This window comes from Microcystis sp. 0824, assembly GCF_003112475.1.
Lineage (GTDB): Bacteria > Cyanobacteriota > Cyanobacteriia > Cyanobacteriales > Microcystaceae > Microcystis > Microcystis aeruginosa_C.
This window is the reverse complement of the sequence record NZ_BDSM01000012.1, coordinates 1-14330: the sequence shown is the minus strand read 5'-3', so window position 1 is coordinate 14330 and position 14330 is coordinate 1. Positions and strand designations below refer to the sequence as shown.

General features: G+C 44.1%; 9 protein-coding genes, 1 tRNA gene and 2 pseudogenes. 5 read left to right on the top strand and 7 right to left on the bottom strand.

Annotated elements, in window-relative coordinates; genetic code table 11:
- The first annotated feature begins 622 nt into the window (after positions 1–622).
- The 4 genes from N0824_RS04820 (at position 623) to N0824_RS04805 (ending at position 6793) form a co-directional block, all read left to right on the top strand.
- The gene (locus N0824_RS04820) at positions 623–1579 is read left to right on the top strand and encodes a ribonuclease Z (protein WP_108935923.1); all 957 of its coding nucleotides are present in this window, start codon (positions 623–625) and stop codon (positions 1577–1579) included.
- A gap of 2 nt (positions 1580–1581) precedes the next feature.
- The gene (locus N0824_RS04815; RefSeq protein WP_108935922.1) at positions 1582–4818 is read left to right on the top strand and encodes a tubulin-like doman-containing protein; all 3237 of its coding nucleotides are present in this window, start codon (positions 1582–1584) and stop codon (positions 4816–4818) included.
- A gap of 491 nt (positions 4819–5309) precedes the next feature.
- The gene (gene argF, locus N0824_RS04810) at positions 5310–6236 is read left to right on the top strand and encodes an ornithine carbamoyltransferase (protein WP_108935921.1); all 927 of its coding nucleotides are present in this window, start codon (positions 5310–5312) and stop codon (positions 6234–6236) included.
- A 131-nt stretch (positions 6237–6367) separates the two neighbouring features.
- Positions 6368–6793 carry a hypothetical protein gene (locus N0824_RS04805; RefSeq protein ID WP_108935920.1) on the top strand — a complete coding sequence of 142 codons (426 nt, stop codon included), beginning with the start codon at positions 6368–6370 and terminating at the stop codon, positions 6791–6793.
- A 50-nt stretch (positions 6794–6843) separates the two neighbouring features.
- On the opposite strand, the gene malQ is transcribed toward N0824_RS04805, so the two are convergent.
- The 4 genes from malQ to N0824_RS04775 form a co-directional block, all read right to left on the bottom strand.
- Complete coding sequence (gene malQ / locus N0824_RS04800; RefSeq protein WP_108935919.1) at positions 6844–8346, bottom strand: 4-alpha-glucanotransferase; 1503 nt, start codon at positions 8344–8346, stop codon at positions 6844–6846.
- A 353-nt stretch (positions 8347–8699) separates the two neighbouring features.
- The gene (locus tag N0824_RS04795; protein WP_158269538.1) at positions 8700–9743 is read right to left on the bottom strand and encodes an SGNH/GDSL hydrolase family protein; all 1044 of its coding nucleotides are present in this window, start codon (positions 9741–9743) and stop codon (positions 8700–8702) included.
- Between the two features lie 819 nt (positions 9744–10562).
- Positions 10563–10865, bottom strand: coding sequence for a hypothetical protein (locus tag N0824_RS04780; RefSeq protein WP_233256355.1), 303 nt, complete (start codon positions 10863–10865; stop codon positions 10563–10565).
- 174 nt (positions 10866–11039) lie between these two features.
- Positions 11040–11738, bottom strand: coding sequence for a GNAT family N-acetyltransferase (locus N0824_RS04775; RefSeq protein WP_108935915.1), 699 nt, complete (start codon positions 11736–11738; stop codon positions 11040–11042).
- 240 nt (positions 11739–11978) lie between these two features.
- On the opposite strand from N0824_RS04775, the pseudogene N0824_RS21845 reads away from it, so the two are divergent.
- Positions 11979–12110 (top strand): annotated as a pseudogene (locus tag N0824_RS21845) (lysozyme inhibitor LprI family protein); the annotation flags it as partial.
- 59 nt (positions 12111–12169) lie between these two features.
- Here N0824_RS21845 and N0824_RS04765 read toward each other — a convergent pair.
- The 3 genes and pseudogenes from N0824_RS04765 to N0824_RS04755 all read right to left on the bottom strand — a co-directional run.
- Positions 12170–12240 (bottom strand) — tRNA-Gly (locus N0824_RS04765).
- 85 nt (positions 12241–12325) lie between these two features.
- Positions 12326–13063, bottom strand: a complete 738-nt coding sequence (locus N0824_RS04760) for an HAD family phosphatase (protein ID WP_108935913.1) — start codon at positions 13061–13063, stop codon at positions 12326–12328.
- 227 nt (positions 13064–13290) lie between these two features.
- Positions 13291–14330, bottom strand: a pseudogene (locus N0824_RS04755) (hypothetical protein); the annotation flags it as partial.

The window sequence follows — 14330 nt, the reverse complement described above, 5'->3', positions numbered from 1 at the left end:
GGGTGTGGGGTGTGGGGTGTGGGGTGTGGGGAAGTGGGGTGTGGGGTGTGGGGTGTGGGGTGTTTTCTCAGTGAACTGATAACTGATAACTGATAACTGATAACTGACTTCTAACCCGATTTTGGACAAAGATAAGCAAAAATTATTTATTGACTCCACAAACTTGAGAATATTTAAATTAATATTTCGCAATATTTACAAATTCTTAAGAATTAATTGAGAAAGATTTTTATTTAACAACGATGTTATGAAGGTTACAGCGATTTGATAGAATTTCATAATGGGTTATTATGTGCTTTTTTGGGCAGTAATGGTTGAAACCCTTGCCAAATATACAAGGTAATCCTAATTAAGACGGGTAAATTAGTCAATTTCACGCACGACGATGATCTTTTTTTTGTGTAGTTTTATTGCAAAAAAAAAGTTTTTTTGACAAAAAGCACAAAGTATAATAATGACGCTGGTGTATTTCTGACTGCCGAGTAATTATTGCAGAGTTAGGTCAAAATCAGGTTATTTTCTGTTTCCAAGTCGAGAAATACAGAAAAGCAGCAATTCGATCGAGAAATCGATAAAAACAGCCTAGACTAGAAAAAGAATCCTCTATCCTGACAGCTATCCTGTGGAGATTACTTTTTTAGGAACCAGTTCTGGGGTTCCCACTCGTTCCCGCAATGTCTCTAGTATCGCCCTTCGTTTGCCGCAACGGGCGGAAATATGGCTGTTTGACTGTGGAGAAGGAACTCAACACCAGTTACTGCGTAGCGACCTAAAAAGTTCCCAAATTCGACGCATTTTTATCACCCATATGCACGGCGATCATATCTTTGGTTTAATGGGACTGTTAGCCAGTATCGGATTAGCCGGTTCTGCTCAGGATATTGATATCTACGGACCCCCCGGACTAGGGGACTATCTGCGTGCTTGTGCTAAGTATTCCTATACTAATTTAGCCAATCGGGTGCGTGTCCATCCCGTTTCCCCCGGCATACTCTACGAAGATGAAGAATTTACCGTCTCCTGTCAGCTATTAAAACATCGTATTCCCGCCCACGGTTATCGCATCGCCGAAAAAGACCGTCCTGGACGTTTTGATGTGGAAAAAGCCAACGCTTTAGGTATTCCCCCCGGACCAATTTACGGCAAGCTGAAAAAAGGGGAAACTGTCACCCTCCCCGATGGCAGAAAAATTCGCGGTCAGTCCCTCTGCGGGGAAACGGAAATCGGCCGTAAAATTGCCTATTGTACTGATACTATTTTCTGTGAAGGCTCGATCGAATTGGCACAGAATGCAGATGTGCTAATTCATGAGGCGACTTTTGCACACCAAGATGCCGGGTTAGCCTTTGAAAGTGTTCACTCCACTTCAACGATGGCAGCCCAAGTGGCCTTGGCAGCCCGGGTAAAATTGTTATTAATGACCCATTTTAGTCCCCGTTATCTACCGGGGAATTCTCTGGATATTTCCAATCTGTTAGAGGAAGCCCGGGCAATTTTTCCTAACACTAAATTAGCCTACGATTTCCTCACCTACGAAGTCCCCCGCAACCGTCAAGAAATGGTCTTAGGAGTTAAGTAATTATGCCAGCAGCAGTGGAAGAAAAAAGCATGGTTCCCACGGTTTTAGTGGGTATTGGTGGCACGGGTAACGAGATTTTATCGCGATTGCGTCGTTTAATCGAGGAAAGTTATGGCAGTTTGAGCAATTTTCCGATTGTCAGTTTTTTGGTGGTTGACACGGATAAGGATTATAAAATCAGTAATCCTGAAGCTGCCGGCAGTGCTTTTAGAGATAACGAAAAACACTGGGCCCGGGTGAGTGGAAAACAGGTACAGGAGATGGTATCTGACATGGATAGATATCCTTGGATTAATAGTTGGTTTCCCCCGGAATTAGAGAGAAATATTACTTCCCTGGAAGCGGGAGCGGGACAAATTCGCGCCTGTGGCCGTTTTGCTTTATTTTGTAATTATCATGAGATCCAAAGAAAATTTCTGGATGCGGTGAGACGGGTAAAAGGTCAAGAAAACTTTATGCTTGATCGCTATGGAATTAAAGTTAATAATACTGCTATTAATGTCTTTACTACGGGTTCTTTAAACGGTGGTACAGGTAGCGGAATGTTAATCGATCTAGGCTACTGTATTCGTAATTGGTTACGAGGGGAAAGTAGTCCTTTGAGTACGGCAATTGTTCCCACTCCTGAAGCATTTGCGGGGATTAGTGTCGGCGATCGAGTTTTGGCTAATGGTTACGCTGCCTTGATGGAATTGAATTACTTTTCTGACTACAGAACCGAATATCATCAACAGTTTAGCAGCGGTTTAGTCGATGAAGTTGTTAGTAAGTTACCCCCCTTTGATTTTACTTACTTAGTGGGGACAAAAAACGGCGAAGGTGATTTTAAACTCGGTCAAATTCGGGAAATGATCGCCCAAAATATTTTCCTAGATATGACCTCTGATTTTGCCCCCCATAAACGTTCCATTAGAGATAATATTAAGGGTTCTTGGGCGCAAGCTGACCCAGGGGGGCGCGGTTATCCTAAGCAATTTATGAGTTTTGGGCTATCAACTATTGAAATTCCTATTGCCCAAATTCGTGCCTCCTTATCGGAACGTTTAGCCAAAGATTTAATTAATTGGTGGCTGAATGATGCCGTGATTTTACCCGCTCAAATGTTGGAGTTAGTAAGAGGTGATATCCTCAAAAGAATGCGCTTGAGCGAAGGGGAATTAATTATGGATTTATGTGCCGACAAGGATCGTTCTTTAATTGCCATAATCTCCCAATGGATTAACGAAACTCGTCAGGAAATCAATCAAGATAATTGGCTATTTTGTACCAAACAGGGTGTTAATATTTTAGGCAATGAACAGGGAAAAATTCTGCAATTTATTAATGATTATTTAACGCCAAGAGTTGAGGAATTTAAACGCAATCATTTACTAGAATTGAGTCCCGATGAACGGCTGCACGGCGATTACCTGAAAAAAATTTATAATAACCGGGATGAAATTATTCAACGGGGTAAAAAGTCTCTAGAAATGGAGTTTTATAATATCCTTGAGGATCGGAACCGTGGGGTAAAATTTGCCGAGAGTTTTATTGTTTTAGTACGACAAATCTTCACCGACATAGCAGAAAAATTCCGTCGCGATCAAGAACAGGTTTGGAGTCAAAATGAAAGTAAACGTCAACGAGAATACGATACAGCCTTAGCGGAAATTAATGATCTCAAAGATAAACTTCATATCTCGAAAAAAGATAAGATGGAAGAATATTGTGAACAAGCTTTAACGGGATTGGAAGGCTATTTAATGGCCAATATTCAACGAAAAACCAGAGGTGCAGGAGTAGAGGTTATTAATCGTTTACTGGAACATCTTAATCAATTAGAAAGCCGTTTTAATCGCTTTCGTCAGAAATTAATTCAAAGTCGCGATCTATTTAATCTGCAAGCTAATCAACAGATTGATAGTGCCGATGCTTTGTTAATTAATGGGATTAAATTATTTGACAGACAAGAATTAAATGGTCTTTATCAAGACTTTATCGAACAATTTGCCTCCGGGATTGCTGGTAACAAAAATGCCTACGATACAGGTATGGATAACCTTTGTTTACCCCTCTCAGAAGAGATTTTAAAGCAATCTAGCCCCCTCTGGAAAGAAACGCGCCGCGCTGATGAAAATATGCGTTTATTTGACATCACCGAGATTGCCGATATTCGTCAAAGAGATTTTCAACAAGTTATCCTAAACCAAGCTAATCAACTACTACAAAATGCTCCTGCTAGCAGTCGAATTCAGCAGGAGTTAGCCGCTTGTGAGCGCTTGTTAAAAATTTATAACAACGATGCCGATATTATCAATAATCTTCGCATTGCCTACCAAAAATCGCGACCCCTAATTATGCTTAATCCTGCGGTTTTGCGAGGAAAAGATGCGGGTTTTACGCCGCAATTAAATCAAAATGTTGCCCTGATTGGGGGAAGAAATACCAATAACCCAGCAGCCCAAAAAATTATTCCGAAACTGCGGGAATTTATCCCCAACGAAGACGATATTAAACCCTTGGGAGACGTGGAAAAATATCGTCTTGTCTTCGTGCAGGAAATTGGCGGTTTTTCCCTACGTTGTCTCGAGGGAATGCGAGAGTTGCGGCAATCCTATCAGGACTGGAAAGGAGAATTTATTCTCGCTAAACGCGCCCAACAAATGGGGGAAAATCGCGATTTACCCATCCCCGTACATATCCAAAAGGAACCTCCTTTCTGGGATGTTTTTCCCGAAGATACGAGTATTTATCAATTGGTGGTGACTGCCCGGGCTTTAAAAGTGCTTTTTCCAGAAGTCAATCGAGTCACTAATGAGAAAACAATTCGCTATGAAATTAAAACCGCAACGGGATTAAAAAAAGTCGATATCGCCACCAGTTGGGAAGATGCGGTACAGGTGTTAGAAGTCAAAGCTTGTCGCGAAGATAAGGAAAAAATTCAAACTCAGGTGACGGCTAAGTTACAGGCTGCAGCCACTCCCGAGAAAAAACAAGCTTTGTATCGGACTTTCATTGAATATTTACAACAACGTTCCGAGGAGTTAACAGGAGGAAAAGACAATACAGAATATAAACGGGAAGATGCAATTATTTTGCAGTTAATCCATAACTATAAGTTGGATAGCGGTGGAGAAATTCCTCTTTCTTCGGTGACGGAAGTGGTTAACCCAGCTTTAGTTATCTGCGGTAATTGTGGACACAAAAACCCACCCTCATCTAATTTTTGTTCTAAGTGTGGGGCAAAATTAGTTAAGTAGAAATTAGATTTTGGGTTTGATCCCCCCTGCCCCCCTTGATAAGGCTATCCCTTATAGGGATCTTTCTTAACAATTTTTGCAGTAAGCACTCCAACCCTTATCCTGACTTGATTTCAGTTTTTTCTTTGTCAGTAAGGGTGTCAACAAGGAATATTACAAATTGTTAACCGAGTCTTGAAAGCCTTGTGCTACAAAGGTTTGAAATGTTAAGAAAGATGTGACTAAAGGACAGCTTGATAAGGGGGGTGCCGATAGGCGGGGGTATCCGCCTTGATAAGGGGGGAATCTGACAATTTTTAACACCTACCTAATTTAACCCAAAAAGTGGGGGGGTGTTAGCTAGACTAAAATCCCCCACAATCAAAATTTTCGGGAAAAATTGCCTAATAGCGAAAAAACCGGATTATAATAAGGTCTTTGCTCAAGATTTTTGCTAATCGCTAACTGCCATAAAGCCCAATCAAGACCCCTGTTTATCGAGAGAAAAACCAATGGTAGCCACTTTAAAAGGACGAGATGTTTTAAGAATAACCGACATGAGTAGCCAAGAAATCAGCGCCCTACTCAATCTATCGGCACAGCTTAAAGCTGGCACTCTTAACCCTAGCTGCAAAAAAGTCTTGGGATTGCTATTTTATAAAGCTTCCACGAGGACCCGGGTTTCCTTTACCGTCGCCATGTACCAGTTAGGGGGACAGGTGATCGATCTCAATCCCAGTGTAACCCAAGTGGGGCGAGGGGAACCCTTAGCCGATACAGCCCGGGTACTCGATCGCTATCTCGATATTCTCGCAGTTCGCACCTTTAAACAAGAGGATTTAGAAGCTTTTGCCAATTACTCGCGCATCCCGATTATCAACGCTTTAACGGATTTAGAACATCCCTGTCAGATATTAGCCGATTTACAGACTATCCAAGAGACTTTTCAGACTTTAAGGGGAATTAACCTCACCTATGTGGGGGATGGTAATAATGTCGCTAATTCTCTCCTCTTGGGTGGTGCTTTGATGGGGTTAAATGTGCGGGTTGCCTCCCCCGCAAACTATCAACCGGATGGGGAAATTGTCGCCAGCGCCCAGGCTATTGGCGAGAAAACCGGTAGTAAAATCCTAATTACCGACGATCCCGTTACGGCAGTAAAAGACTCTCAGGTGGTTTATACTGATGTCTGGGCGAGTATGGGACAGGAAAGCCTCGCTGATGCCCGAATTCCCGTTTTTAAGCCCTACCAAGTCAATGAACAGCTAATGAGTCACGCTGACAAAGACGCGATTATTCTCCATTGTTTGCCTGCTCACCGGGGTGAAGAAATTACCGACGGGGCGATCGAGGGTGTACAATCAAAAGTCTGGGAACAAGCGGAAAATCGGATGCACGCCCAAAAAGCTTTAATGGTGAGTTTATTGGGATTAATCTAGCTGTAGATGCTCAGTTACTAAAATAATTATTAAACTCGATCATCAATCATCCTAAGACCTGTCCGACACCGGAAGTTAACGCTAGGATTGATGGTAAGAGCAATAATCAGGGCAGCCTCCACACAAACTATATGTCAGACACCTCCGCAGTTAAAAAATATCTCGCCCATTGGTTTCAATTGGGAAAAAAAGTTATTTGTCCCAAAAACCAAGCTATGCTATTTCCGCTGCCAATTTTCAATGCTGATCGCTATTCGTCGGAGTTTGAGGATTGTTGGCAAAAAATGCTTGATCCTCAAAGTGGCGATTGTTACCTAGAGGGTACTCAACAAACCATCCAAGACTTACTTTCCCCTCAATGGGAATTTCATCCCTGCGCTCGTTGTACTATACCTGTACCAATTGAAGTGATGGGACAATCGGGCTTATCCTGTCCCTGCCATGATTTGAGTAATTGGCCCAATTTAGAATTACCCCTACCCCATTTACCCGTCAATAGTCAAGAAAATCTCGATCGCATCCGGCAAAGATTGCTAAAAAATTCCCCCTCACATTAACCGGACAAAAAGAGACGTTAGGGGTAACGTCTCGACAAAAGGGTTGAGATTTAACGATTTCTGCCAAAAAGATTGACTAAATCCCGCAATCTCTCGCTATATTCTCCGGTTAAAGCTTCCTGACGATAGCGCCATGACCAATTCCCTTCTGCGACACTGGGGGTATTCATACGCGCATCGGATCCTAAACTTAACACATCCTGTAACGGTACGATCGCCTGATTAGCCACGGAACTATAGGCCAGTCGAATCAGATCCCAAGCCACTCCCTGACCACTGGGAGCGCCAAGATATTGATAAAGTCGCGCTTTTTCGTAGTCATTAGCGTTATCCTGAAACCAGCCCACAGTAGTATTATTATCGTGAGTGCCGGTATAAATCACACAGTTGCGTTCGACGTTAAAAGGAAGATAGGGATTACCCGCATCACCTCCAAAAGCAAAGTGGAGAATCTTCATCCCAGGAAAGGCAAAGTGATCGCGAAAATCTAAGACTGCTTGGTCAATATCGCCCAAATCTTCGGCAATAATCGGCAATTTACCTAAACGAGCGCCAATAGTATTAAAGAGATCATAACCCGGGGCCTTCAGCCAACGACCATTAATAGCGTTTTCCTGGCCAAAAGCCACCGCCCAATAGGCTTCTAATCCGCGAAAATGATCGATACGGATAATATCGACTAGGGAAAGAACCGCTTTTAAACGGCGTACCCACCAGTCAAAGCCCGTATTTTTGAGATAATCCCAGTTATAAAGAGGATTTCCCCATAATTGCCCCGTTTCTGAGAAATAATCCGGGGGAACCCCCGCCACTTCCAAGGGATTACCGGTTTGGGGATCTAGTCGGAAAACCTGCGGATTTGCCCAAACATCGGCGCTATTATGGGAGACATAAATGGGTATATCACCGATAATCTCGATACCGAGGGAGTTAGCATAGCGTTTTAAGGCTAACCACTGCTCAAAAAACTCAAATTGCAGGAATTTGTGCAGAAAAATCTCCTCTTGTAACTCCTGTTTCGGTGTTTCCAACGCACCCCAATGACGTTCGCGAATTTCTGTCGGCCATTCCATCCATACTTTACCCTGGTAAGCGTGGGATAAAGCCATAAATAGGGCGTAATCCTCTAACCAATCGGCATTGCCAGCACAAAAGCCAGCAAACTGTTTGTAAAGAATTGTGTCAGAACCCTTGACAAAATTGCTCGCCGCCTTTCTAAGTAGGGGAATTTTCCAAGCGATCAATCGCTCAAAATCCACTTGATCGAGGGGAAAATCGGGAATATCCTCGAAATCTGCGTCACTAAGCAGGTTTTTCTCCCGAAGAATATCGAGACTAATCAGGAGATGATTGCCGGCAATGGCACTAAAACTCATGTAGGGAGAGTTACCGTACCCTGTCGGGCCTAAAGGGAGAATTTGCCAGAGTTTTTGACCACTTTGAGCCAAAAAATCGATAAATTGATAGGCTTCCCTACCTAGTTCTCCAATCCCGTAACGACCGGGGTGACTGGTGGGATGAAGCAAAATACCGCTAGAACGGCTAAAAGCCATGAAAAAACCCCCTTATCAGTGATTCGGTTAGCAGTTCTTAAGTGTTTAAAGCTGAATGCTCACTGCTATCTCCAAGCTAACCCGATCTCGATCGATAAGGGCAATACTTAACAACTTTATTAGACATATAGGACAAAATCAGGCATTACAGCCGTACATTGACATACTAATAATTAACCGCTCCCGGTGTGCGTCTATACCGCGAACTTGCCCAACCTGCTCCCACTAGGACTCGCCCTCCCCAACCTCAAAGTATCTTACTCTTTTCTTCTTTTCTGGGAGAGGGATTGGGGTTGAGGGCAATTAACCATCTCTGCCATTACTTTTGAAAAATGGTATAACGATTTTTCTATCTACCTGAATAAAGATTTACTCCTCCCTTCAACCGCTTTTACCTGGAAGGCGGGATCGCTGGCCCGGTTCGGTTTTCTTTTCATCGTTACCTGCGCCACTTTAACGCCTAAACCGACAAAAGCGACGATAACGATCGCACCTGTTGCGTCTGGTTCGGGAACGCTGGCAAGGGTTGTCGAGGCGAGACCAGCGATCGCTCGATGGGTTACGGTCGTGGGATGGAAACTGTCCCAGAAAAGATACTCGGAGGGATTCGCGCAGCTCTGCCCAGTAGTGGTATTCAAACAAGCGTCGGTGACGTTGGTTAAACCGTAGCGAGACGGATCGTTGTAGGTGTTCTCGAAGAGAGAGTAGATATCTAGCGGGATCAGAGTGGCCGCAGTCGAGGGAGCGTTTTGGAGGGCTTGAAGTGCGGCGGCTAATTTCTGATTATGCTCTAGGGCTAGATTCGTCATCCCCGGTATTCCCGCCTGACTGGGTAATTTCCCGAGATCCGGTAGATTCGGAACGATCACCGTTTTTGCACCGACCGCAGGCGAGATCAGGGTTTCAACCGCGGCGATAATGTTATCGACTACGGCATCGGGGTCGGTAGTGAAGCCGAAAAGATAGTCGTTAGCCCCGGCCCACACGACGAAGAGATCGCGAGCGTCGAAAGTTGGTAGGAACGGGTTCGCGGCGAACGCGCCGATCTCATCGAGTAATCCTGGAAAATCCCCCCCGAACAAGAGTTCGGCCACGTTCTCCTGGCCGCTGGTGGCTCCACCGTAGGCAAGATTCAGCACCGCACTATTCGGCAGTCCGAAATCCTGCTGTAAATACTCGATCCAGAGCGGACCGTTAGAAAAGCGCCCATTTGCGTAGGGGGGGCTAGTCGGGTAAAGATTGCCCGTTAGTTGATATAAATTTCCTGGATCCGATAAGCTATCGCCGAATACCTGAAAACTATCGAAGGTAGCCCCTAGGGTCTTGAAAGGAGAAAGGAGAGTAAAAAATGTAATTCCCGCAGTGGCAATTAGTGATTTTGTTAATAAATATTTCATAGGTTCGCCTTCAAAAATGAAACGCATCAACCTCAAGAGTTGACAGAAAAAGGCTCATCAATGTCCGATCAATACAAGAACAAATCAGACCCAAAAATGAACAGCCCACATCCTAACATACAATAAAAAAACTTTTTCTAACAACTTACTCAAAAGGTGGGTCAATCGCACATAATTTTTAACACTTTTGGAATATAGACATAAGTCAATACCTGATTATCTCCAAAAGGTGACAGCAAACTCAACATCATGTTGAAATTATCCAAGATAAGGTTTGGATTCAAGGTGACACTTTTCTTTCGATCCTCTTTCAGGCGTTCAACGATAATTTTTTTCTTTTTGTTTTTGCCTATAAGCTTCAAATTCGGGGTTACTGGCAAGAATTTGACGGACGCGCTCCCGACTTATGCCGTATTTATAGCAATTCCCATAGTTGTGAGGTACAGAGTCTTAGGTTTTGAGGAGTCAGGAGTCAGGAGTCAGGATTCGGGATTCAGGAGTCAGGATTCGGGATTCAGGAGTTAAGATTTTGGTGTACCTCATGAGATTGGGAAACGCTATATCCCCTATTTGCTGATAGCTTAAACCCTGCTTATGGAGTTCTAAAAAATCGTAACTTTTTTTAAGTCTTTCTTTTCTCTGTGCATCCCTTCTTGGGGTTCGACTCTTATTGCTAAGGTGTCTTACTATTTCCCTTCCCAACTCGGTCAAAGAATATTGGTTCTTCCGAACTTACACTGTAGAAAAGTCCCCAAGCTCCCTCTCTGTCCAGCAATGTTCTAAAGTTGATAAATATCAATCTAACAAAAACTCAAAGCTTTATTGTACAAGCTTTACAAGCATAAGTTGTTGATAGTTTTGCATGACAGGTTCGGTAGAGCCAGAATATTGACGGTCGTAAAACCTAACCAATCCCCGTTTTTCCAATTCTTTAAGAATTTTATGTATTCTGGTTATATTATTATGAGTTGTTGGCAATTGCCGAGATGGATCGGAAAGTATCCCCATTGCCGAATCGATTTGAATCGGATAATTTAACATCCCTTTCAGAATCTGTTTCTGTTTTACTTGGAGATTGGCGATCATCTCTTCTAAATGTTGAAAGTCTTCATTTTCATCCATCGGAATTATCATTTTAATAGACCTCTCCCTAGTCTGATAAAATCACAATCATAGAGTATTGTCAAAAATCGGTGGTTTGCCTGGTTATTTTTCCTTTTTATATGGGACATATCTTCCGGCTATTAATTGAATTTGATCATCCCTTTACCGACGATTTTAAAAAAGGATTAGACATCACAGGATAGGAGAACTTAAAAAAGCATGGTATCTTTTCAACCCCTCCTCAGAGAAATTCGGGTTGAACCAGACCAGTGTAACTTCAGAGTCGAAATTTCCTTGCGGTTTTCTGATCTTTTGGAAAGCCATACTTTCGCATCTGAAACCGTGTTTTCGGTAGAACTCGATCGCCCTTGTATTACTCCGATGGGGCAAAAGTTCAAATCGGAGGATATGAGGCATATTAGCTTCAATTTCTCTCAGATAAGCATCGATCAATCGACCGCCGTATCCTTTCCCCTGCCATTCGGGATGAACTATCATGGTCGCATTAGTGAGGACGTGAGCCAGACACTTAAATCGTGAAGTGAAAGCTTTCAAGCAGCCGACCATTTCCCCCCCCTCTTCGATAACTAGAACCAGCCCGCACTGTAATCCTTCCTTTAACACCCCGCACACATAGTCGAGTGTAATTTCGCCTTCTTCCTGGGTTAAATTGCCAGGGTTCGATCGAGCGACGATTTTGTAGAGTTTGTAGAGCGGGCGGATATCGTTCTCGCTTGCCCTTCGGATAATAGCCGAACCGTATCCCTGCGTCGGTAGAATCGCTGGAAAACTATCCCTTCCAGCCGAGTCTGTTCTAAGGATCGGATACTCCAAAGAATAGTGAAAACCTTTCATGGCCGCTTCTCCCCCTTCGACCCTCTCTACTGCCATTATACATCGAGTTCTCCAGACGGTTTCCGACCCCGAAACCGAGGGGAATCGATAAAATCGATCTAAATTGATACCAGGGCATTAATTAAAGCTGCCGAAGGGGGAAAAATTAACACTCTTTTCTGTTTGGGAGGTAATCTTTATGGCGCAAATCCAGATTTAACTCAAGCCAAAAAAGCCTTAGCACAAATTGATACGATTTTTTATGTGGCTACTAAGCCCAATTTAGGACATTTTCGCAGTTGCGAATTTGAAAGAAGCGCCTATGAGGGAGGCTCTCTAGCTCCCATGATTTACGGTTTTTGTTTGGCAAATGTCACCGAGCAGCGTACCAAAGATTTGCAGAGATATTTAGAAGATAGCGATCTCTAAGTCAGAATCGCCGTTAGTATTACCGATAATTCCTTAGACGTTTACTGCACAACAGCCTAAGCGGGTGAGGGGAATCGAACCCCTATCATTAGCTTGGAAGGCTAGGGTTTTACCACTAAACTACACCCGCATTTTCTTAGCACTTTTGTTAGCATAACACGAATTGCCAATTTTTACAAGTAGTGATTTTCAGCTTGTGAATCGCCTCTAGATGGTCATAGATTGCCTAAAAATCCCGATCGCTCCTTTTTATCACCAATTTGGCTAAAAGTTTCTTCCACGCGATCGAGGTCTAGTTGGGAGAAATTATCGATCGCCCAGTTAGACACTCTCTGCATAAAATGGAAGGGGTAGGTATGAGCGATTCCCACCACCTGCATTCCCGCTCTTTTTGCCGCTTCGCAACCAGCAAAAGTATCTTCAATCACCAGACATTCCCAGGGTTGCAACTGTAGATTAAAATTCCAACGATTGAATCTTTCCACGGCCAGTAAATAACCATCCGGTTGAGGTTTACTGGTGCTAATCTCATCCCCGGTGACAATGACACTAAAGTAATCCCCAAGGCCCGTCTGTTGCAAGATCGATTCTACTTCCGAGCGTATTGCTCCCGTCACCAAACCGATTTGTAGATCCCTGGCCTTAACCCGTTTTAAAAAAGAGTATATCTCTTCATAAATAGGAAGTTTCTCTAATTTTTCTAATCTTTCTCGGTATAAACTGGTTTTTTTGTTAATTAACTTGGTCAGATACTCCTCTGTCACTTGACGACCGCGACGGGTGAGAACATTACGCAAACAGACGCGATCGCTTCTTCCCAGACATAACTCCGCAAATTCCGACCCTAGGGGCAGTAAATTTTCCCCGAGCAAGATTTCATTGATTAACTCTTGATGGATTGGTTCATCATTGATGATCACCCCATTAAAATCGAACAGAACAGCCTTTAACATCAATCTTAGACAGAAAAGCTAATAAATACTCACTGTTCTTGATTATACTAAAGTTTTTCGTCGGGGCCAGGTGTGGGTAAGCTAAGACCCATTTTCCCCCAACCCCCCCCCTAAGTAGGGTAGGGTTGATTCATGAATCAACCCTACTGTGAATCAACCCTAGGGCAGGGGGGGGGAGATTCGGCTAATCTAAGAAAAAGCGGTTTAAATGCGTCTTAGCTTACAAGCTACAGGCAAGTTTTCCATTTTTGGGCGATAGAAAGGATTAATGCTTTTTCTGCTTGGGGTAAATTGGCAGCCTGTCGGTCGATTATATCGCTTAATTCCCCGATAATCCGATCTCTACTTCTCTGTGCTAAAGCCATTTCTGCGATAACTCGATTTAAACTGCTGATAGCTTGCCAAGTTTGCGGACGTAATGAAGGTTCTGCGGCAATGGGGGCAACCTTCAGGGAAGCGATACTATCGAAAGTTGCTGCCTGACTAAATCGGTGTAAAGTTTGGGCTAGGCTATACATTTCTTCCCCGTTGGCGAGGGAACGTACCACAGCAAAGGCTTTTTCGGCTTTTTCGGTGTCCCGTTGGTGAAGATACCAAAAACCGGCGGCGGCGGCGCGAGCAGGAGTATCTAGACGGATTTGGCTGTCAGCAAGAGAAAACAGTTTCGCCGACGCGGACGCATATTTTAACAATTGCCAATCGGAGGGATTTTCTGCCAGACGGGAGACGCGATAGATAATTTCTGCCTCTGGGAATTGCGGTAAAACGCGATTAACGGCGGCAAGGACAGGAATAAACTGGCGGCTGTACCGAAGGTATTGATTGAGGTTATTAATAGCCGTTTCCCAGTCTTGCTGTAACCATTGTTGTAGAGTCGAGGTTAACCCCGGCAGCGGTAGAAGGGTAATACGGGGAAAAAGTCGCCCTTGGGAGCCAGCCAAAAGCCCGATTAGCCAATTATCAAGACGGAAAAAGGCGAATATAAACCCCACGCCGGACACCACGCCGAACCCCACGCCCAACACCGCGCCCGACACGCCCGACACGCCCAACACACCGAAAAACACGCCGAACCCCACGCCGAACACCACGCCGAACACCACGCCCAGCACCATCGCACGCAACGCCACGCCCCACGCCGCGCCTGACAACTCTGACACTGACACCACGTTGTCCCCCACGCCCGACACCGCGAGCAACACGAGCAACACGAGCAACGCGACCACGCCTGACACCACGCCTAACACCACGCCGAACGCCAAGCCCG

What these genes read in the sequence shown, in the direction of transcription:
- N0824_RS04805 (WP_108935920.1), top strand. Translation starts at nt 6,368, where the DNA reads ATGTCAGACACCTCCGCAGTTAAAAAATATCTCGCCCATTGGTTTCAA.
- N0824_RS04775 (WP_108935915.1), bottom strand. Translation starts at nt 11,738, where the DNA reads ATGGCAGTAGAGAGGGTCGAAGGGGGAGAAGCGGCCATGAAAGGTTTT.
- N0824_RS04815 (WP_108935922.1), top strand. Translation starts at nt 1,582, where the DNA reads ATGCCAGCAGCAGTGGAAGAAAAAAGCATGGTTCCCACGGTTTTAGTG.
- N0824_RS04795 (WP_158269538.1), bottom strand. Translation starts at nt 9,743, where the DNA reads ATGAAATATTTATTAACAAAATCACTAATTGCCACTGCGGGAATTACA.
- argF (WP_108935921.1), top strand. Translation starts at nt 5,310, where the DNA reads ATGGTAGCCACTTTAAAAGGACGAGATGTTTTAAGAATAACCGACATG.
- malQ (WP_108935919.1), bottom strand. Translation starts at nt 8,346, where the DNA reads ATGGCTTTTAGCCGTTCTAGCGGTATTTTGCTTCATCCCACCAGTCAC.
- N0824_RS04760 (WP_108935913.1), bottom strand. Translation starts at nt 13,063, where the DNA reads ATGTTAAAGGCTGTTCTGTTCGATTTTAATGGGGTGATCATCAATGAT.
- N0824_RS04780 (WP_233256355.1), bottom strand. Translation starts at nt 10,865, where the DNA reads ATGGATGAAAATGAAGACTTTCAACATTTAGAAGAGATGATCGCCAAT.